The following is a 20310-nucleotide window of genomic DNA, read 5'->3' as shown; positions in this document are numbered from 1 at the left end:
CATGTCAGTGAAAACTTTCACTTAGTCTTTGCAAGAGTGATATTCATCACGTAAATGTGATTGTTGACACGCTACAATGGCATAAAGGAACAAATTTTAAGTAATTAGAAGGGGATAGGAATCATGGCTTATAACAAACCGCAGGGGATTGCCGAAGTCACGGTAGAGAACGGGATCAAGAAAGCACATAATCCGCTCAGTTCCGTACTTATTCTTGGCTTCTTGGGGGGAGCGTTCATTGCGCTCGGATTTTTGCTGGATATTCGCGTTATCGCAGGCGCACCGAAGGAATGGGGTTCTATCGCCACTTTTATCGGGGCTTCCGTGTTTCCGGTAGGTCTAATCCTGGTGCTGCTGGCCGGAGGGGAACTGCTTACCGGTAATATGATGGCGGTGCCGCTGGCCTTTATGGCGAAGAAAATTTCGTTATGGGAAATGTTCAAGAATCTGGTGCTGATTACGATCAGCAATTTCGCTGGTGCCTTGTTCGTCGCTTATTTCTTTGGTCACATTGTCGGCCTCACTGCAGATGGTGTGTATCTGGATAAACTGGTAGATATGGCAGGACACAAGATTGACGCCACTTTCTTGCAGGCTTTTGTATCAGGTATCGGTTGTAACTGGCTCGTTGCGTTGGCGGTATGGCTCTCTTACGGAGCAGATAATTTCAGCGGTAAAATCCTCGGGATCTGGTTTCCGACCATGGCGTTTGTGGCAATCGGCTTCCAGCACGTTGTAGCTAACATGTTCCTTATTCCTGCTGCCATATTTGAAGGTCACTTCACCTGGTCCCAGTATTTCGGCAATTTTGCCCCGGTCTGGTTAGGCAACCTTACAGGTGGTGCGATTTTCGTCGCTTTGGCCTACTGGATGGCTTACTTGCGCAAGGCGCCAGCAGCTGTTCAATCCGTAGAAGGCATTTCTGCTGCCGGTGTGAAGAAGCACGCATAAAATACTCCCGGACCCCATGGGCCGGGACGGTTATACAGACACTCCCTGCAATCTATGAGGGAGTGCTTTTTTTTTGAAATGCAGACAATATAAAATTCGCCGTGCAATTCCGACTCGGGGGAACGAAATCGGGCTCACGGCGAATTCATAGGGAGTGTTTCATATGCTCTATTACCCTGGCACAATTGGAACGAATCAGCTGGTTTTTCCCTATTTTCTTTACGTGGAAGAAGTGCGGTTATAGAATATACATATTCAAGCGATAAGGGAGGACTTACGCCCATGAGTTACAGCGGAGATGGGGTCTTTCCGGCGGTATGTCCGCTGGATTGCCCTGACACATGCGGACTGCTAGTGCATAAGCAGAATGGCAAAATTATTAAAGTGGAAGGCAACCCCGAGCATCCGGTGACCAAAGGGGCGATCTGCAACAAGGTGCGGCATATGGCTGAGCGGGTACATCATCCCGAACGTCTGCTGCAGCCACTGCGTCGTACTGGGCCGAAAGGAAGCGGCTCTTTCACACCGATCAGCTGGGATGAGGCCATCGGCGAAATAGCCGGCCGTTTCAAGGAATTGTCGGCCTCTCATGGGCCGGAGAGCATTCTTCCGTACAGCTTTTATGGCAATATGGGGGTGCTTAGCGTGGACGGGATGGACCGGAGGTTTTTTAATGCGCTGGGCGCAAGCCGTCTGGAGCAGGGGATTTGTAGTGCAGCGGGTACGGCCGGCTGGAAATATACGATGGGATTCAATGGCGGGACGAGTCCGGAGGATACGGTCCATGCGGATCTGATCATTGTCTGGGGCGGCAATATTGTAAGTACCAATATGCATCAGGTCGTCTATGCCGAACAGGCGCGCAAGCGGGGGGCGAAGGTGGTTGTAATCGATGTGCACCGCAACCGTACGGCGCAGTGGGCAGACTGGTTCCTGCCTCTGTATCCCGGGACGGATACAGCCCTTGCCTTGGGGATGATGCATATCCTGTTCAGGGACGGGATGACGGATGAAGCATTTTTGGAGCGCTATACAACCGGGCATCATGAGCTGCGAGAACATGTGCTTGCCTATCCGCCTGAGCGGGTAGCAGAGATTACTGGCATTGCGGAGGCAGATATCGAGAAGCTGGCCAGGCTGTACGGCGAAGCCAAGGTATCACATATCCACATCGGCAATGGCCTGCAGCACCATGATAACGGCGGTATGAATGTGCGTACGATTGCTTGTCTGCCGGCCCTTACAGGTGCTTGGCTGAAGACCGGGGGCGGAGCGATCAAGTCGAACGGGGGCTACACCGCAACGAACGCCCGTGCGCTGACGCGTCCCGATCTGCGTCCGAACCGCGGGACACGCACGATCAATATGAACCGGATCGGGGAAGCGCTGGAGATGAAAGAGCAACCAGTCATGGGCATGTTCGTCTACTGCTGCAATCCTGTGGTAGTGGCTCCCGATGCGGAGCGAGTACGCAAGGGATTTGCCCGCGAGGATTTGTTCACAGTCGTACATGATCTGTTTATGACTGACACAGCTCTTTATGCCGATATCATATTGCCTGCAACCTCCACACTTGAGAATGTGGATCTGTACGGTTCATACTGGCATCACTATATGCAGCTCCAGGAGCCTGTGCTGGATGCACCGGGTGAATGCAAAAGCAATATGGAAGTGTTCTCGCTGCTTGGACGGGCGATGGGCTTTGATGCAGCGGCATTTAGCGATTCTGAATATGATATGATCCGTCAGGCGCTCGATCATCCGCGCAACCCGTATATGAACGGAGTCACGCTGGAGCGGCTTCAGGCGGAACGGTTCGTGAAGCTGGATATGTCTCCACAGACGGATTATTTGGAACATCTACCTACACCATCCGGCAAAATCGAGCTCTATTCCAAAGCTATGGAGCTTGCCGGGCTCCCTCCGTTGCCAACATATATGCCGCTGAAGGAAGGCTATGACGGTCAACGGCTGCCGCAGCCGGGGACAGCGTATCCTCTGATGTTCGTGTCACCGCCGAACCATAATTTCCTGAACTCCACCTTCTCCAATGTGGAGAAGCACCAGCGCATGGAGAAGCGGCCTACGCTGCAGATTCATCCTGCAGATGCAGTGGCAAGAGGCATTGCCGACGGTGACGAACTGACCGTGTATAACGGCCGGGGCAGTATTGAGCTGTGGGCAATGGTAACGGACAAAATGCTTCCGGGCACTGTAATCAGCCAGGGGCTTTGGTGGGAAGGTAAAGGGCGCAGACAGAGGGTTAACGTACTGACACCGGACCGGCTGAGCGATATGGGCAATGGGGCCACTTTTTTCTCAGCAACCGTTGAAGTGAAGCGAAGAGAAGAAGTGCAGTCCGCAGGGGAATCTGTTTAATTTGAGTAAAATTGTTTTGCTGGGGTGACGCGATAAAGCGTTAGTTCATATGCTTGCTCTTGACCCTGTTTTGGGATGATACTGGATGAATTAATGACATGAGGTTTACAGGGGATGAAAGACAAAATATGAAGTTTTTGCAAGGTTATCCTAAGGAAGTTAAAGTATTTCTTATTGCCAGCTTGATCAACGCAACCGGCAGCGCGCTCATGTGGCCGCTTGTGACCATGTATGTATTTGATGAGCTGGGCCGAAGCATGAAGGATGCCGGTATCGTGCTGCTTGTTCAGGCGCTCGGCGGGATTGCCGGCCAGCTTCTGGGTGGCTCACTCTATCATAAAGTCGGCGTTAACCGCCTGATTGTGGGGGCTCTTGCCCTGACTGCCTTGTCCTTATTCTCCATTCCTGCGGCAAGCAGCAACTGGCATCTGTTCATCATCTTGATGGGATTATTCGGATTGTTCAACTCCCTGTCTCTGCCGGCAATCCAGGCCTTCGTCGGATTCCGCTTTGCCGAGCAGCGTTCGGAGCTGTTTAACATCATCTATGTTTGCAATAATATAGGAGTAGCCATCGGAACGTCACTTAGCGGATTTCTGGGCAACTATATGCTTAGTTTCGTGCTGAACGGAGTGACCTCGGCGGTGTTTGCCGTATTTTTCTTTTTTTATTTACGCAGAGTGGGAACAGCAGCACCTGATGAACAGCATCTCAGAAGACAATCACAGACAGAACAATCCGGCTGGAGGCTCATGGGCCACACGCGGATTTACCTGTTCATGGCAATAGGTTCAATGTTTCTGCTGATCGGGAATTCGATCTGGAATGCCGGCGTATCCCCGTTCATTATCTCGGAAGGCTGGCCGAAGCAGACCTACGGCTTCCTGTGGACGCTGAACGGAATTCTGATCTTTGCCGCCCAGCCGCTAGTCAGCCTGATCAAACGCTGGTTCGCGGCAACCTCTACGGCACAGATGACAACAAGCGCAGTGTTCTATCTGGCCGGCTATGCGGTAATCCTGCTTATGCCAAGCTACCCGGGCCTGCTGCTGGCGATGGTGCTGGCCACACTTGGAGAGATGCTGATCTCTCCCGCGATGCCTTCGTTCATTTCAGATCATTCCGGCCATAGTGCCCCATTCTATCTGGGACTCAGTGGCGGAATTGGCGCGGTCGGCAGAGTGATCGGGCCTTATCTGCTGGGCGTCCAGTTTGACAGCGGAGGGCTTGCACCGACGGGGTGGCTGGCTTGCGGGATGGCTGTTCTGTCTGTAGGGTTCTTCGGATTCCATGCATACATCAACCGCATGTCCCGTACACTTGAACGGAATACAGCATAATTCCTCAAGTGGGAATCCGTACAGGAATAGGGTAGCCCATTTCCGGGTGATTAGAGTAAGGCAAGGAGTGTAAAGCGATGCAACAACTGAACAGGGATGCTTTAACGATCCGGCCCTCGGAATTCAAGGATGCCCGGGAGCTGATTGTTCTTGATAATATGATCTGGACCGAGGACACAACACCCGGACCGTTAATGTGGCGCTCGCGCGAGGATTATCTGATGCATGCTCCTCCCGGTTCGCAGCTGGTAGCTCTGCAGGATGATGAATTGTGCGGTTATGTCGGCTTTGGCTGCCCCAGTGGCATGGAGAGCAACCGTCATGTATGTGAGGTCAATATTGCCGTTCACCCCCGGTTTCAGAGACAGGGTGTTGGGAGCCAGCTGATACAGGCGATCAAAATTCACGCAGCGGAGAATGGAATCCGCAAATTGCGTCTGCGTGTGCTGTCTTGCAATGAGCCTGCGCTTGCATTCTACCGCAAATGCGGGTTTGTGGAAGAAGGCCGGCTGCATGAAGAGTTCTATCTCGGCGGACGTTATGTGGATGAGGTCTTTATGAGCTGCATACTGATCGGAGGGAATAGGAATGGAAGTCATCTCGCTTAATGTAGGCAAGCCGAAGACGGTGGATTACCGGGGCAAGCCGCTGGAAACAGGGATTTATAAACTGCCTGCAGCAGGCAGGGTGCGGCTTCATTCTGAGGGGTTCGACGGAGACGGACAAGCGGATCTTGTGAATCACGGCGGCCCCGACAAAGCAGTGTGCGTGTATCCCGTTGAGCATTATACCTATTGGGAGAGGTGGCTTGGCAAGAACCTGGAGTATTCGGCCTTTGGTGAAAATATCACAGCCAGCGGCCTGCTGGAGACCGAAGTCTGCATCGGGGATGTGTACGAGATAGGTTCAGCTCTGCTGCAGGTTAGCCAGCCGCGTTTTCCGTGCTATAAGCTGGCACAAAAACATGGACCGGCCGATATGCCGGCCCATGTGCTGCATACCGGATACAGCGGCTTCTATTTCCGCGTACTGTGCGAGGGTGCGGTGGCCGCAGGCGACAAAATCATCAAGAAAGAAACTGGCGAGGGTAGCTTTCCTATCAAGCAGGTGCTCTATCTAATGGAGCATGGACGCAAGGACAAGACTGGCCTGGCGGAGCTTGCCCGGCTGGAAACCCTGTCTGCTGTGACGCGGGCGAAGTTCCAGGGCTGGCTGGATGCGGAGGAAAAGTAACGAATGATGCTAAGTGTATATTGTACACTTCATCTGGTCAGATTCATTGCGGCTATTAAGTGTATAGTCAGGCTAAATCCCCGGTGGAGTAAGTCCTCCGGGGATTTGTATGGCTCAGATCTTTCATCCTAGCAGCTTCCACTCACTGCGCAGCAGGCCATAGACAGCGTGGTTCACATAGCCGCCCGGGAGTTTTTCGGCCTGGCGGATGACGCCCTCGAATACAAAGCCCAGCCGCTCAGGTATGGCCCGGCTTGACCTGTTGCCGGTGGCGCAGCGGATTTCGACGCGGTTCAGATCCATTTCTAGCAGGGCGTAATCCACGAAGACCCGGCAGGCGCTGGTCATGTAGCCTTTGCCTTCATACCCTTCGCCGAGCCAGTAGCCGATGCCGACCGAACGGTTGTGCCAGTCAATCTCATGGTACCCGATGATCCCGGCCAGCTCACCGCGGACCCATAGTCCGGCGGAGAAACCGCCATTTTCGCTGCCCTGTCTTACGGAATTCTTGATAAAAGTCTCCAAATGAGCCTGCTCTGTCACACCGTCTACCCAAGGCAACCATTGTCTGAGCCGGGTGCGCGAACGTTCTACCTGTGCAAACATATGGCGTGCATGCTCAGGCAAGAGCAACTTCAGGATAAGCTCTTCATCAATGACATAATTAAACATGAAGCTGCCCCCTCTGTGGCACAAGGATTAGCGTTTCTTCCATTCCAATGCGTAAATGTCATCCTCCAGCGATTGCATCCGCTGTTCTACCAGGGTGCGGCAGTCTCCCAGCGCCCCGTTGTAAATGGCCGGTCCCAGCTCCTGAAGGAAGAATTCCAGCAGGCTGTCCGCCGCCAGATGGCCGATGGTCTCGCCGCGCTTCGCCTCAAAGTAGGCCTGGATATTCTCTGTAATGATCTCCCGCTGCTCTTTAGGCAGCTTAATTGGCTTCATGGATTAGTCCTCCTCGCATAGTGATAAGATACATATACCTATAATCCCCATGCTACTCCATAGCCGGGAAATAAGTCAAAGTGCCCTGAACCGCTGGTTCTCTGCGGCTGGACCCCCCAGCCGTTTCTTCTTGACTTTTATTGAACATTCCCCGGTTAACGGGTATATTAGTAGGAAACATGTTCATACAAGGAAGTAGTAATATTACAGAATGAAAGGTTGATAACTGTGGAGAACCGTGGAACACCCTCCAATTTCATCAAGAATGTCATTACCGAAGATCTGAGCTCGGGAAAAGTGAAGGAAGTGGTCACCCGCTTTCCGCCGGAGCCGAACGGATATTTACATATCGGGCATGCCAAAGCAATCTGGATTAACTTCACCCTGGCTGATGAATTCGGCGGCAAGACCCATCTGAGATTCGATGATACCAATCCTCTCAAAGAAGATACGGAATACGTGAACTCCATTCAGGAAGATGTGAAGTGGCTCGGCTATGAATGGGAAGAGCTGCGTTTTGCTTCGGATTACTTCGGGGAAATGTACGAAAGAGCGGAGCTGCTGATTCAAAAAGGCAAAGCTTACGTGGACGACCTTACCGCCGATCAAATCCGTGAGCATCGCGGTACGCTGACCGAACCGGGAGTGAACAGCCCGTACCGGGAGCGCAGCACCCAGGAGAACCTGGATCTGTTCCGCCGTATGCGGGCAGGTGAATTCAAGGATGGCGAAAAGGTACTGCGTGCCAAAATTGATATGTCCTCACCGAACATCAACCTGCGCGATCCGGTCATCTACCGGATTTCCCATACTCATCACCATAATACGGGCGATACATGGTGTATCTATCCGATGTATACCTTTGCGCACCCGCTTGAGGATGCTATTGAGCATGTGACGCATTCCCTCTGCTCTCTGGAATTCGAGGACCAGCGGCCGTTCTATGATTGGGTGGTAGCCGAGTGTGAGATGCCCGCTTCTCCGCATCAATATGAATTCGGGCGCCTCAATCTCGCCCAGACAGTCACGAGCAAGCGCAAGCTGAAGCTGCTGGTGGATGAAGGCCATGTTGACGGCTGGGACGATCCGCGCATGCCGACGATCTCCGGGCTCCGCCGCCGTGGATATACGCCGGAAGCAATTCGGAGTTTTGTGCATGAGACGGGGATTTCCAAGAGCCAGGGCCTGGTGGACCTTCAGATGCTGGAGCATTTCATCCGTGAGGATCTCAAGCTGACGGTTCCCCGGACCATGTCGGTGCTGCGGCCGCTGAAGGTAGTTATCACCAACTATCCGGAAGACCAGACAGAATGGTTCGAAATTGAGAACAATGTGGAGAATGAAGCTATGGGCACCCGCCAGATTCCATTCTCCCGTGAGATCTACATTGAGCGTGATGACTTCATGGAGAACCCGCCGAACAAGTATTTCCGTCTGTTCCCCGGCAATGAAGTACGCCTAAAGAATGCCTATTTCATCAAATGCACGGATTTCATTAAGGATGAGAACGGTGAAGTTGTCGAACTGCATTGTACGTACGACCCCGAAACCAAGAGTGGCAGTGGCTTCACCGGCCGGAAAGTTAAGGGAACGCTGCACTGGGTGGATGCCAGCCAGGCTGTACCGGCAGAATTCCGCCTGTATGAGCCGCTGATTTCCGCTGAAGAGGCCGATACGGAGGCTGAAGTTGAAGGTATGGAGTCATCCGCAGACAAACCGGAACCAACCTTCCTGGATCAGTTGAACCCCAAATCTATGGAGATCCTCCATGGTTTTGTGGAGCCGGGGCTGAAGGACAGCGTTGCACAGGACAAGTTCCAGTTCTTCCGTCATGGTTACTTCAATGTGGACAGCAAATATTCGTCACCGGATCATCTGGTATTTAATCTAATCGTATCCCTTAAAAGCTCGTTCCAGCCGGCCAAATAAGGCTGAATCCCCTGAAATGCCGCAAGAGGGCTGCCCGAAGTCATTATAGACAGAGGCAGTCCCCCAATAAATAAAGCAGCGATCTTCCAGTCATCGGACGGGAAGATCGCTGCTTTTCTGTTTTTAATGGACCTAAGTCTCGTGCATCAAAGCTCCGGTTCAAATATCCTCCAGATCTTCTTCCGGATGCCTGCCGTGCGGGTGATAGCCGCCGCGGCTGACAAGCAGCCACATGGCACCGAATCCCAGGGTTCCGATCAGCGTCAGAAAGACGCCTGTCTGATACATGCTCTGTGCACCAAGATACTGGTACATCCAGCCGCCGAGAATGCCACCCATAATGCCAGAGAGGCCGCTCCAGGTCAGGGTATACAGCGCTTGTCCCGAGGAACGGTAAGGCTTCGGAACCAGCAGCATGGTCAGCCGGGTGCCAACATAGAAGAATCCGCCGAACGTAACGCAATGCAGAATTTGTATAAAAGCTACTTGCAGCGGTGTAGTCGCATCGGCCATCAGCCACCAGCGAATGACAAACAGGGCGCTGACCAGGGCGAGCCAGCCGAGCAGTACAGGAATGCTGCGTTTGAGGTAACGGTCGCACAGCAGCAGAACTGCCACCTCCAGAATCGAGGAGAGGAACACGGCCAGCCCGATCATGGTTTTGCTTCCTCCAAGCTCTGTGATATACAGAGACACGAAGGTATTGTTCATCGTATTCGGAATCGAGACCAGAATGCCGAAGAAGATGAAGCTCAGAAAAAACGGATGATAAAAGATCTGGCCGAACCCTTTAAATGGCAGCGGCGCAATGCCGATGGAATGATCGAGCCTCGGCAGGACGATCAGAGAGATCATAGCTGCACAGAGCAGCGCCGCGAAAAGATAGGACAGTACGGATACGCCCCCCCAATCGATCACCGGTCCGGCCAGAATGGCTGTGAACGCCCACCCCAGTGATCCCCACAACCGGAAAGAGCTGAAGCGGTGCTTCGTGCCGTCAATATAGCTCAGAATCATCGTGTTGCTCTCAGCAAACAGCGGACCCTGGAAGAAATAAAAGAACAGGATGGAGATATAGATCATTTCATATGTATTTGCCTGAAACACAACCTGGGATAACACCAGCGTCCCTGTCAGCATCAGCAGCACAATCCGGCGGATATTCTGATACCGGTCTGTCCAGATACCCCAGAAGGGATTAGCAATAATGGAGACAAGCGCCCCGACAGACATTAAGCTCCCGATCTCCAGCTTGTTCATCCCCACCTCCTGAAGGTACAGTGGAAAGAAGCTGGTAAAGAGGACGACTGTTCCATACAAGAAGAAGTTGAACCACTTCAATGAAGTGAAGGAAAGTTTCTTATCAAGGTTCTCCCGCAAAATTGGGCACTCCCTTCCTGCCAAATGCCTTGCACGTATTTATAACAGCCAGCAACACGCTGCTTCTACCACTGTAACATTTGTTGAAAAGGGATACAAACCAACATTTGAAGACATTTCCTTACCGCCGGGAATAAGACACTGCCTGAGAAATCATTTGAAGTCTGCAAGTCTCCTGTTCTCCCGCGGTAAAGTTTGATACGATGACTTCTGAAAGCAATTAATATGTAAGCCGGGAGGGGAAAAAGATGCCTCAGTTCACGGGGATTTTGCTGTCGGGGGGATATTCCAGACGGATGGGCCGTGATAAGGCGCTGCTGGAGCTTGGAGGCAAGCCGATTCTTGCCCGTCTCGCAGAGGAGCTGTCCAAGGTGGCCGGGAACACGCTCATTGCCTGCGGGGAGCAGGAACGGGAGGAATACCGTTTTTTACAGCTGCCCCAGGTCACGGACTTGTATCCGGGCTGCGGCCCGCTGGCTGGGCTTCATGCGGCACTAAGCTGCTCGTCTACGGAATGGAATGTGGTGGCTGCCTGCGATCTGCCGTTTGCCTCAGCGAAATTTATGCGGGTTATGATGGAATCTATCCAAACAGAACAGATAGACGCGGTGGTTCCAGTCTCCGTATCCGGGCGTGCGCAGCCGCTGCTGGGACTTTTCCATAAGCGGGCACTGCCGGTTCTTGAAGAAGCACTGAGCCAGCAGAGGCTCAAAGTCATGGAATGTCTGGATAACCTGAAGGTTCTCTATATTCAAGAAGAAGACTATACGTTCAGACCGTCCCCGCTCTATAACATGAACACACCGGAGGACTATGCAGCGGCCCTCGAGCTGGCATTGCTTCCAGCAGATGATTCCTCTGCACAGTAATCAGCGGTTTAACTTCAGTTTACACAGCTGAGATAATGTGATGATTAAGGCGGAAGAAACTACAGATGTCCCTGGACATGGATCCGCTGGAAAGGGGAATTTCTATGAATAATAATCGGCCTGACAAGAAAAAGGGAGCGTCCTTGAAATCTTTTTTGAAGCTTTTACAGGGTACTAAGCCTTCCTACGGAATGCTTATTCTTGCTGTTGCACTTAGTATGATATCGACTCTGGTGGGTCTTGTGATTCCCATGTTCACCAAGAACCTGGTCGACGGGTTCTCACTGGCTTCTATCAGTAAGCTGCAGATTGCCGGTATTGCGGGAGCTTTTATTGCCCAGACGATTGCCGGAGGCGTGTCGATCTACTTGCTGAACTATGCCGGACAGAAGACGGTGGCAGGCTTGCGGGATCGGCTGTGGCGCAAGTTTCTTGTGCTTCCGGTAGCCTACTATAACGATAACCGTACCGGAGAAAGTGTCAGCCGGATGACGAACGACACCGGGATCATTAAGTCGCTGATTTCGGAGCATTTGGCGAGTCTGTTCACCGGGGTGATCTCCATTGTCGGCTCGATCGTCGTACTGCTCTATCTGAACTGGCAAATGACACTGGTGTTGTTCACAGTACTCCCGTTGTCCGCGCTGATTCTGGTTCCGCTGGGACGGCAGATGTACAAAATATCCAAGGGAACCCAGGATGAAACAGCCTCCTTTACCGCTACACTGAGCGGTGTGTTGTCAGAGATCCGGCTGGTGAAATCCTCAGGAGCAGAACAAAAAGAATATGAAGCGGGACGTAACGGAATCATGAACCTGCTGTCCTTCGGGATCCGCGAGGGCAAAATCAGTGCCATGATCAGCCCGCTCGTCTCCTTCGTATTCATGATGCTGCTGGTAGTGATTATCGGTTACGGCGGAATGCAGGTGTCTTCAGGTGTCCTGACCGCAGGGGAACTGGTCGCCTTCATTCTGTATTTGATTCAGATTGTGATGCCGCTAACCCAATTGACCCAGTTCTTCACCCAGATTCAAAAAGCCAAAGGCGCCTCTGAACGGATTATTGAGACTCTGGAGGCTGATGAGGAGATTTATGAGGGGGTAGAGGAAGCTAAGGGTGCAGAAGAACCTATCATGATCGATGAATTAAGCTTTGGCTACCAAACAGGTGAACCTGTGCTCAGCGGAGTGAGCTTCTCCATGCTGCCGGGACAGGTGACGGCGATTGTCGGACCCAGCGGTGGTGGCAAAACTACTCTCTTCTCGCTGTTGGAACGGTTCTATGAACCGCAGAGCGGAGTGATTAAGCTGGGAGCGAAGCCGGTATCCACCTTCTCCCTTCGTTCCTGGCGTAAACTGATTGGCTATGTGTCTCAAGAAAGCCCGCTGCTCTCAGGCACAATCGCAGACAATCTTGCTTACGGCCTGAACCGGGAGGTTGGCGCGGATGAGCTGCGCCGTGCGGCAGCAATGGCCTATGCCGACGGCTTCATCAGCGAGCTGCCGCAGGGTTATGATACGGATGTTGGAGAACGCGGGGTGAAGCTGTCCGGAGGTCAGCGCCAGCGGATTGCTATTGCCCGGGCGCTGCTGCGCGATCCCAAGATTCTGATGCTCGACGAAGCTACCTCCAGTCTCGACAGCCAGTCGGAGGCGGTGGTGCAGAAAGCTTTGTCCAATCTGATGAAGGGGCGGACGACGATTGTCATTGCCCACCGGCTGGCCACTGTGGTGAATGCAGATCAGATTATTTTTATGGAAAAGGGCCGGATTACCGGCAGGGGAACACATGAGGAGCTGCTTAGAGGGCATGAGCTGTACCGGGAATTCGCCGACCAGCAGCTGCAGCTGAATACGCCGGAGCTTCCAGGCGGCGGAGAAGAGGAGGGTTCAGCAGAATATGGCCAAAATTCTGGTAGTGGACGACGATCCGCACATCCGCGAATTGGTGGAAGTCTTCTTGAGGGCTGAAGGTATGGAAGAGGTATACGGTGCTTCTGATGGAATGGAGGCGCTGCAGGTCCTTGAGGATAACAGTGTGGATCTGGCGGTTATTGATGTCATGATGCCGAATATGGATGGCTGGGAACTGTGCCGGCAGCTTAGGAGAAGCTATGAGTTCCCAATCCTGATGCTGACGGCCAAAGGGGAAACCTCGCAGATCGTCAAAGGCTTCGAACTGGGGACCGACGATTATCTGGTCAAGCCGTTCGAGCCTCCGGTACTGATTGCGCGGGTTAAGGCGCTGCTCAAACGATATCAGATTTCTGCCGCGCAGAGCGTCAATGTCGGCGCTTTGCGCATGAACCGCAAAACGTACGAGGTAACCGCGGATCAGGGGAGCTTTACACTGCCGCTGAAGGAGTTTGAGCTGTTGTTCAAGCTGGCCAGTTATCCGGGGCAGACACTGACGCGTGACCGGCTGATTGAGGAAATCTGGGGTTATGACTTTGATGGAAATGAGCGTACGCTGGATGTGCATGTGGGCCGCTTACGTGACCGTTTTCCCAAGGAGGATTATGGTTTTGCCATCCGTACGGTCCGTGGTCTGGGCTACCGCCTGGAGAGTGAAGTCAAATGAGCAGGTTTTGGGAAGTTTGCAGGATTATTTTAAAGATCCTTGGATTATTGTCGCTGCTGTTTGTCACCTGGAATGGAGGTTATTTCGGGGCGGGACTGATTCTGCATCAATTCGGCTGGGAGTTGTCCGCATACACCTATCAGCTGCTGATCATGGGCCTGCAGATGCTTATTATGTTCGGTCTGGTGGGATTGGTGGCATTTGCCACGAAGGGACGGGAAAGGGCTTTTTTTATGCCGATTCTTGCGGCGATCCGACAAATCGCTAAAGGGGATTTTCATGTGGAGCTGAACAGCAAGGAGTATGGCCAGTTTGGCAGCATTATCGAGGGCATCAACGAAATGGCCAGCGAACTGAACCGGATGGAAACGATGCGACAGGACTTCATCTCGAATGTCTCTCATGAGATCCAGTCCCCGCTCACCTCCATCCGCGGCTTCGCCCGGGCTCTCAGGGATGAAGGACTAAGTGCAGAGAGCAAGGCGCATTATCTTGACATTATTGAAGCCGAAGGCAGCCGCCTCTCCGGACTCAGTGACAATCTGCTGAAGCTGTCGGTACTCGAAGCGGAGAGCTTTCCGTTCGAGCGCAAGGCCTACCGGCTGGATAAGCAGCTGCAGGAGATGATTCTGGCCTGTGAGCCGCAGTGGCTGGGTAAGGACATCGAAGTCGAGGCAGAGCTGGAGGAGGCCACTGTAGAAACGGTCAAAGATCTTCTGAGCCAGGTATGGACCAACCTGCTGCACAACAGCATCAAATTCACCCCGCAGGGCGGATTGATCACTGTCCGGCTGAAGGCACTGGAGGGCCGGGTAGAGGTAGAGATTCGGGACACTGGCATCGGCATTGCCGAAGAGGAACTGCCCCGCATCTTCGAGCGTTTCTATAAGGTGGATCAAGCCAGAAGCACCAGCGGAGGCGGGAGCGGACTAGGTTTGTCTCTGGTTCAAAAAATCGTGGATCTTCACGATGGAACCATAACCATTACAAGCCGTCCCGGGGAGGGGACGGCTTGTGTAGTGGTTTTGCCTATGTAGTCATAAAGGTAATCTGCCGTTCACGCACAGCGTCGGAGAGCCGGTGCGTCTCCGATCATCAGCGGATCGCAGGTCTGTTGTCGATACGTAATCAGCGAAGCGCCGCGCGCCTGCCGGGGCTGACTGCCGTCTACTCCGGCAGCGCCAGTGCCTGCTCCGCGGCACTTGTTCCCGCCGCATGGCCGGTCGAGAACGCCGCCGTAATATTGTAGCCTCCGGTGTAACCGTGGATGTCCAGAATTTCGCCGCAGAAATATAGGCGCTTCTTCATCAGGGATTCCATCGTCCGCGGATTGATCTCTTTTAGACTGACGCCGCCGCCCGTCACGAACGCTTCTTCGATCGATAGCGTGCCGTTTACCGGAACCGGAAACGCCTTGATCAGCTCCGACAATTCGGTCCATCCGGCCTTCGGAATATTGTCGTGCGTCAGCATTTCATCGAGCCCGGCCCGGACAAGTAACAACGGGATCAGCTTTTCCGGCAGCAAGCTCTTGAGCACGTTCTTGATCGCCTTCTTCGGGTCTGCTGCCGTCAGATGCATTGTATCCCGGTACACCTCGCTCGCACTGCGGTCCGGCATCAGGTCGATCGTGACCCGCACCGTGCCGCCGGCCTGTTTATCGAGTTCTTTGACCACGTACTGGCTGCAGCGCAGCGCCGCCGGGCCGGACAGGCCGAAGTGCGTGAACAGCATATCGCCGGTATGCGTTACCAGCCTCTTGCCTTTGCTGCTCCAAACCGTCATCTCAATCTCGCGCAGCGACAGCCCCTGCAGCTCCTTGCTCTGTATAAAGGCCGCGCCGGAGGTCAGCGGAACTTCGGTCGGATAAAGCTTCGTCACCACATGCCCCGCCTGTTCTGCCCATCCGTAGCCGTCCCCGGTTGAGCCGGTCTTGGGCACGGATTTGCCTCCGACGGCCACGATAACGCAGGGTGCGCTGATCGTATCGCCGATGGGCAGCTGTACACCGGCCGTCCAAAGGTTATCTTCGTACAGTATGCGTGTTACCGGCGTATTCAGGCGGATCTCCACGCCGAGTGAACGCACCCGCCGGACCAGCGTGTCGACCACAGTCTTCGCTTTGTCGCTGACCGGAAACATTCTCCCGTTATCTTCTTCTTTCAGCCGGATACCGAGTCCCTCGAATAAATCGATAATCTCGCGGCTGCCGAACTGTGACAACGCGCTATACAGAAACCGGCCGTTGCCGGGAATCCATTTGATCAGCTCATCATACTCCTTGTTGTTGGTCACGTTGCAGCGTCCGCCCCCCGAAATGCCGAGCTTGCGGCCGAGTTTGTCACCTTTTTCGAGGAGCAGCACCCGCGCGCCGTGTTCGGCCGCGGCAGCGGCTGCCATCAGTCCCGCCGACCCCCCGCCGACGACAATTACTTCATAATCCAAGGTTCATCTTCCTTTTCCTGTTGTTTTTTTACATCATAGCATAAAATGCTGCAGCGAAAGTTCGAAAAAGGCCGGAGGTGCTGAGAGCCGGTGAATCTTTACGGGATTTGAGATTACAAAAGTGTTCAACAAATTTCGACATCACTTTACATTCACCCTCTATTCTTAATACAGATTGCACGTAATTTTAAGAATATTGGAGGAACACATGTTGAAGAAGAGGAATATCCGCTTTTGTCTGTCCACATCCATAGCTGCGGCACTTTTATGGCAAAGCTTGGCCATACCAACGGCCTACGGTTCGTCTGCAGCAGCCTTAACCCCGCAGGGATCTGCGGTTACCGCAAGTACAGGGAAATGGATGTCAGGCGAATACCATGCCCATACCTATGAATCCAATGATGCCCAGGAATCTCTTAAGGATGTGCTGGACAATGCTTTTGATAAGAATGGACTGGACTGGATGTTTCTGGCAGATCACCTGCGTGTATCCGACCGGGATGATGAGGGCATTGCCCTGCCTGGCGGTTCGATTCCAATGTCCCAAGGCATAGCAGCCTATCAGACGCCGATTATTAAGCAGCTGCAGGCGGGGGGCAAATACGCGGGTAAGATCATTTTCTCCGGATTTGAATGGGATATGCCACAGTACGACCATGCGGCTGTCGGCCTTGTTACGGACAATCCCGGCTCAGAGGCGGCATTGAAGGCCATTAACCAATTTGAATATTTATTTACGAACCGTGATGCGAAGCTGTTCAGCGCGGCGGATGTGGCAGCGTGGAGTGCAGCAGACAGCCGGGCTTATTCCACCAAAGCGGATACCCGGACCGGGATTCAGTGGCTGAGTGACCACTACCCCGAGAGCTACCTCCTGATTAACCACCCTTCACGGAAAAATGGCAGCAGCGCAGAGATCAAAATTGCCGATGTGCGTGACTTCAACAATATTGACCCGCATGTTGTTTTCGGACTGGAAGGAATGCTCGGTAATCAGATGGCACCGGACCGTGGTGAGACCGTTGACGTCTACGGGGGTACGGATGTGAAGGTTGCCAAGGTTGGAGGCTTCTGGGATGCACTTCTCGGCGAGGGACGCAGATTCTGGAATTTTGCCAACTCCGATTTCCATTTCAAAACAAGCCGTGACAATAAATATTCCAGCGGCTACTGGCCGGGAGAATACTCCAGGAACTATACGTGGGTGGACGGCACTGATATCCAGGCCGTGGTTGACGGCATGCGTTCAGGCAAATCCTTCTCCGTGTTCGGAGATCTGATCAACGCTCTGGATTTCGAACTGGCTGCAGACGGGAAGAAGGAAGAAACCGGCGGTGAACTGGAAATAACCGAGGGAGATAACCTGGAGCTGACGATCCGATTTAAAAGCCCCGGCAAAAACAACAACGGCGATCCCGTTCAGGTGGATCATGTGGATCTGATCTCTGGTGAAGTAAGCGGCAAGGCTGTACCTGGCACACCGGAGTATAACAAAGCGACGAATGACAGTACTAAGGTTGTGGCCCGCTTTACAAGCAAGGACTGGACGACGGATGCGGAGGGCTATAACGTCATTACATACAAGCTTGGCGCGGCGGACAAGAACCGGTATTACCGCTTGAGAGGCACGAACCTTGGCGTCAATGTTCCCGGTGAGACAAGTAACGGGGAACCTCTGCTGGATGCGAAAAATCTTACCGTGGACAACGCAGTCCGGTTCGCCGAGATCAACAAGCGCAATTATCAGGATCTGTGGTTCTATTCCAATCCGATCTTCGTGAATGTAGCGCCGTATAGTGACAAGCAGGCAGTGGAGGATACCGCAGCGGCACTGGATCTGGGAAATATATCGGCTGTGACTGCTGATTTGAAGCTTCCTGCTGAGGGAGAGCATGGCGCGCTGGTGAAGTGGGAGAGCCGCAATCTCAATGTACTGCGCGTTGAAAAGGGAGAGGGCCTTATTAACCGTCCGGCGGCAGGTCAGCCCGATGCTTCTGTATTGCTGACGGCGACGGTTACCCGTGGTGCTGAGAGCACAGTCAAGACGTTCGATCTTGTCATTCGGGCACAAGATTACACGGATGCCGAAGCGGTTCTGCTGGCAAAAGATAAGCTGACGCTCGGAGACACAAGCGCTGTGACAAGCGATCTGTACCTGCCGACGGCAGGGGAGCAGGGAACAAGTATCACATGGGAGAGCTCTAGTCCGCTGCTGATGACCCATGACGGGAAGCTTGTTTTTCGGCCACAGCAGGACACGAAGCTTACCCTGACCGCAACGATCCGTCGCGGGAGTGCAGCAGAAGTAAAGACCTTCGAAGTTCATCTTAGCGGTGATGCCAGTGTGACTCCGCTCGCGCTCAGCGGTACTCTGCAAACGGGGGATGGACATGCCTATCTTAGCGGTGCCTGGACGAATCAAAATGTTACCGTAAGTGTATATGCCAATGTGTATGTGCCAGGCAGTAGGGTATCCTTTAAGGTTCATCTGGATGGTGGAGAAGGCCAGCCGTATGAGCAAAGCCAGCCGATCAAGCTTACAGCAGAAGGCAAGCACCAGCTGGAGCTGCAAGCGGTGGATACATTGGGGAATACAGCTTCACTGCCGCTTGCTGTAAATATTGACCGGACTGCGCCCGTGATTTCCCTGAAAGGCAGCAGCAGGCTGACCCTTACCCAAGGGGCCGGCTTCGTTGATCCGGGTACGGAGATTACTGACAAGCTGGGCATTGCGGGGCTGGTAAAAGTAACCGGAACTGTAGATACTCAGACTCCGGGCATCTATACGCTTCGTTATAATGCCAGTGATCTGGCGGGTAATGCGGCCCTTGAAGTGGTTCGGACGGTAGTAGTCACAGCATCTTCCAGCACCGGTAATGGCAATGGCGACGGTATTGGAAGCAGTGGAAGCACGCCGATCCGTCCGGTTGCAACTCCGCCTGCAACAACTGTGGAGAAGCCTCCTATTGTAGAAGTAAAGGTTGAGGTGCCGGCACAGCTGGGCGGTACAGGCTTACTTCAAGGTGTGGCGAGCTTCTCTGTTCCGGCAGGGGCATTATCTGCAAATGCCACGCTTACACTAAAAGCTTTGGCAGCTAAGGAAGCGCCGGCTAGCGGGCAGCTCCAGTCCTTGAGCCCAGCGGTGGCTTTCGCTGCAAGCGGTGAAGGCAAGCTCAGCAAGCCGGTGGCATTGTCTCTTGCTTATGATCAGGGGCAGATCACATCCGGCCATAAACCGGCTGTATATTACTACAATGAGCAGAGCGGCAACTGGATTTATGTTGGGGGTACCCAAAGCCCGGATGGGACGATCACCGCAAATACCAGACGCTTCGCGACCTATGCTGTAATGAATTATCAGCCTCCGGTACTCGCAGATTTGAGCAGCCACTGGGCAACAGAATACACGGACCGCCTGATCGGGATGGGCGTTATGAAAGGTTTCGGGGATCAGAGCTTCCGACCGGATGAACCGGTCACCAGAGCACAATTCGCTTCGATTATCGCCAGAGCGCTGGGACTGAAGCCTTCCGGCAGCGCGGCAGAATTCGCTGACCAGAGCAATATTCCTGCCTGGGCTGCAGGTGATGTAGCGGCAGCAGTAGAATCCGGGATCCTCAAAGGCTATGCAGCTGGAGGGGAATCCGTATTCAGAGGTTCGGAGAAGATCACGCGTGCCGAAATGGCCGTGATGCTCTCTAATGCCTTGAAGACCAGCCCCATAGAAGTACCGATTGCTGGAGACAATCGGATTCCTGCCGATCAATCAGCAATCCCGGCATGGGCGCAGGCATCGGTGAAGGCCGGAATGGATGCCGGCCTTCTGAGGGGCTTCGAAGATAACACCTTCCGCCCGGACAAGACAGCCACCCGTGCAGAAGCCGCCGCAGCTGTCTCTAAGCTGCTTGCAGCATTATCAATCTGATCGGGCAGTGTTGATCAAAGTGAAGTAGTCAAAATGCAGCACCATAGCGCCGCCCCCCTTGTTTTGGGGGGCGGCGTTTTCGTGATTTTTTCGTATGAATATTCAGAATGCAGACTCATGCCATGGATCCGGCTGCTGAATACTGGTTCAGCTCTGTTGATTTGGGGCATTGCGGTGTACGGGGAAGTACAATGGTGGAGATCATTTTGACGCGGGGATCCTTGTTTCATTGTAAAGTGGCAACTGAGTTGCCTTAATTTTAAAATATTTTATTTTGTTCACTTTCTATACTAAACTGACCTATTGACCGATGGAATATTAACACATAGAATTA

15 protein-coding genes are annotated in these 20310 nt (G+C 53.2%); 11 read left to right on the top strand and 4 right to left on the bottom strand.

From position 1 onward, the window contains the following. The first annotated feature begins 123 nt into the window (after positions 1–123). From AC0MA3_RS06060 to AC0MA3_RS06040, 5 genes are all read left to right on the top strand, one after another. Complete coding sequence (locus tag AC0MA3_RS06060) at positions 124–951, top strand: formate/nitrite transporter family protein (RefSeq protein ID WP_379156985.1); 828 nt, start codon at positions 124–126, stop codon at positions 949–951. 282 nt (positions 952–1233) lie between these two features. Then, a complete protein-coding gene (locus AC0MA3_RS06055) occupies positions 1234–3330 on the top strand; it encodes a molybdopterin-containing oxidoreductase family protein (RefSeq protein WP_474655501.1) in 2097 nt (698 codons plus the stop codon). 128 nt (positions 3331–3458) lie between these two features. Next, positions 3459–4670 carry an MFS transporter gene (locus AC0MA3_RS06050; protein WP_379156991.1) on the top strand — a complete coding sequence of 404 codons (1212 nt, stop codon included), beginning with the start codon at positions 3459–3461 and terminating at the stop codon, positions 4668–4670. 77 nt (positions 4671–4747) lie between these two features. Continuing rightward, complete coding sequence (locus AC0MA3_RS06045; protein ID WP_474655500.1) at positions 4748–5278, top strand: N-acetyltransferase family protein; 531 nt, start codon at positions 4748–4750, stop codon at positions 5276–5278. Continuing rightward, positions 5259–5903 carry an MOSC domain-containing protein gene (locus AC0MA3_RS06040; protein ID WP_474655499.1) on the top strand — a complete coding sequence of 215 codons (645 nt, stop codon included), beginning with the start codon at positions 5259–5261 and terminating at the stop codon, positions 5901–5903. Before AC0MA3_RS06045 ends, AC0MA3_RS06040 begins: the two co-directional genes overlap by 20 nt. Before the next feature lie 123 nt (positions 5904–6026). Here AC0MA3_RS06040 and AC0MA3_RS06035 read toward each other — a convergent pair whose 3' ends face one another. Then, positions 6027–6575 carry a GNAT family N-acetyltransferase gene (locus AC0MA3_RS06035; protein WP_474655498.1) on the bottom strand — a complete coding sequence of 183 codons (549 nt, stop codon included), beginning with the start codon at positions 6573–6575 and terminating at the stop codon, positions 6027–6029. 27 nt (positions 6576–6602) lie between these two features. Further along, on the bottom strand, positions 6603–6848 hold the full coding sequence (locus AC0MA3_RS06030; protein WP_474655497.1) for a DUF2164 domain-containing protein: 246 nt from the start codon (positions 6846–6848) through the stop codon (positions 6603–6605). Between the two features lie 228 nt (positions 6849–7076). On the opposite strand from AC0MA3_RS06030, the gene AC0MA3_RS06025 reads away from it, so the two are divergent. Beyond that, entirely contained in the window at positions 7077–8777 is a 1701-nt protein-coding gene (locus AC0MA3_RS06025; protein WP_474655496.1) for a glutamine--tRNA ligase/YqeY domain fusion protein, read from the top strand. A 159-nt stretch (positions 8778–8936) separates the two neighbouring features. Here the strand turns inward: AC0MA3_RS06025 and AC0MA3_RS06020 are convergent, their stop codons facing one another. After that, positions 8937–10157, bottom strand: coding sequence for an MFS transporter (locus AC0MA3_RS06020; protein WP_474655495.1), 1221 nt, complete (start codon positions 10155–10157; stop codon positions 8937–8939). Positions 10158–10405: 248 nt separating this feature from the next. On the opposite strand from AC0MA3_RS06020, the gene mobA reads away from it, so the two are divergent. The 4 genes from mobA to AC0MA3_RS06000 all read left to right on the top strand — a co-directional run bounded on the left by mobA (position 10406) and on the right by AC0MA3_RS06000 (position 14643). After that, positions 10406–11026, top strand: coding sequence for a molybdenum cofactor guanylyltransferase (gene mobA, locus AC0MA3_RS06015; protein ID WP_474655494.1), 621 nt, complete (start codon positions 10406–10408; stop codon positions 11024–11026). A gap of 104 nt (positions 11027–11130) precedes the next feature. After that, the gene (locus AC0MA3_RS06010; RefSeq protein WP_474655493.1) at positions 11131–12996 is read left to right on the top strand and encodes an ABC transporter ATP-binding protein; all 1866 of its coding nucleotides are present in this window, start codon (positions 11131–11133) and stop codon (positions 12994–12996) included. Then, positions 12926–13606 (top strand): response regulator transcription factor, encoded by a 681-nt coding sequence (locus tag AC0MA3_RS06005; protein WP_379157018.1) that lies wholly within the window; start codon positions 12926–12928, stop codon positions 13604–13606. The genes AC0MA3_RS06010 and AC0MA3_RS06005 overlap by 71 nt, the downstream gene beginning before the upstream one ends. Beyond that, on the top strand, positions 13603–14643 hold the full coding sequence (locus tag AC0MA3_RS06000) for a sensor histidine kinase (protein ID WP_474655492.1): 1041 nt from the start codon (positions 13603–13605) through the stop codon (positions 14641–14643). Before AC0MA3_RS06005 ends, AC0MA3_RS06000 begins: the two co-directional genes overlap by 4 nt. 130 nt (positions 14644–14773) lie before the next feature. On the opposite strand, the gene AC0MA3_RS05995 is transcribed toward AC0MA3_RS06000, so the two are convergent. After that, positions 14774–16051 carry a BaiN/RdsA family NAD(P)/FAD-dependent oxidoreductase gene (locus tag AC0MA3_RS05995; protein WP_474655491.1) on the bottom strand — a complete coding sequence of 426 codons (1278 nt, stop codon included), beginning with the start codon at positions 16049–16051 and terminating at the stop codon, positions 14774–14776. 208 nt (positions 16052–16259) lie between these two features. Between AC0MA3_RS05995 and AC0MA3_RS05990 the strand changes: the two genes are divergently transcribed. Then, entirely contained in the window at positions 16260–19976 is a 3717-nt protein-coding gene (locus AC0MA3_RS05990) for an immunoglobulin-like domain-containing protein (RefSeq protein WP_474655490.1), read from the top strand. Positions 19977–20310 lie beyond the last annotated feature (334 nt).

The organism is Paenibacillus sp. LS-5, from assembly GCF_056121505.1.
Note: the sequence above shows the minus strand (reverse complement) of the source record. Positions and strands in the feature narration are given on the sequence as shown.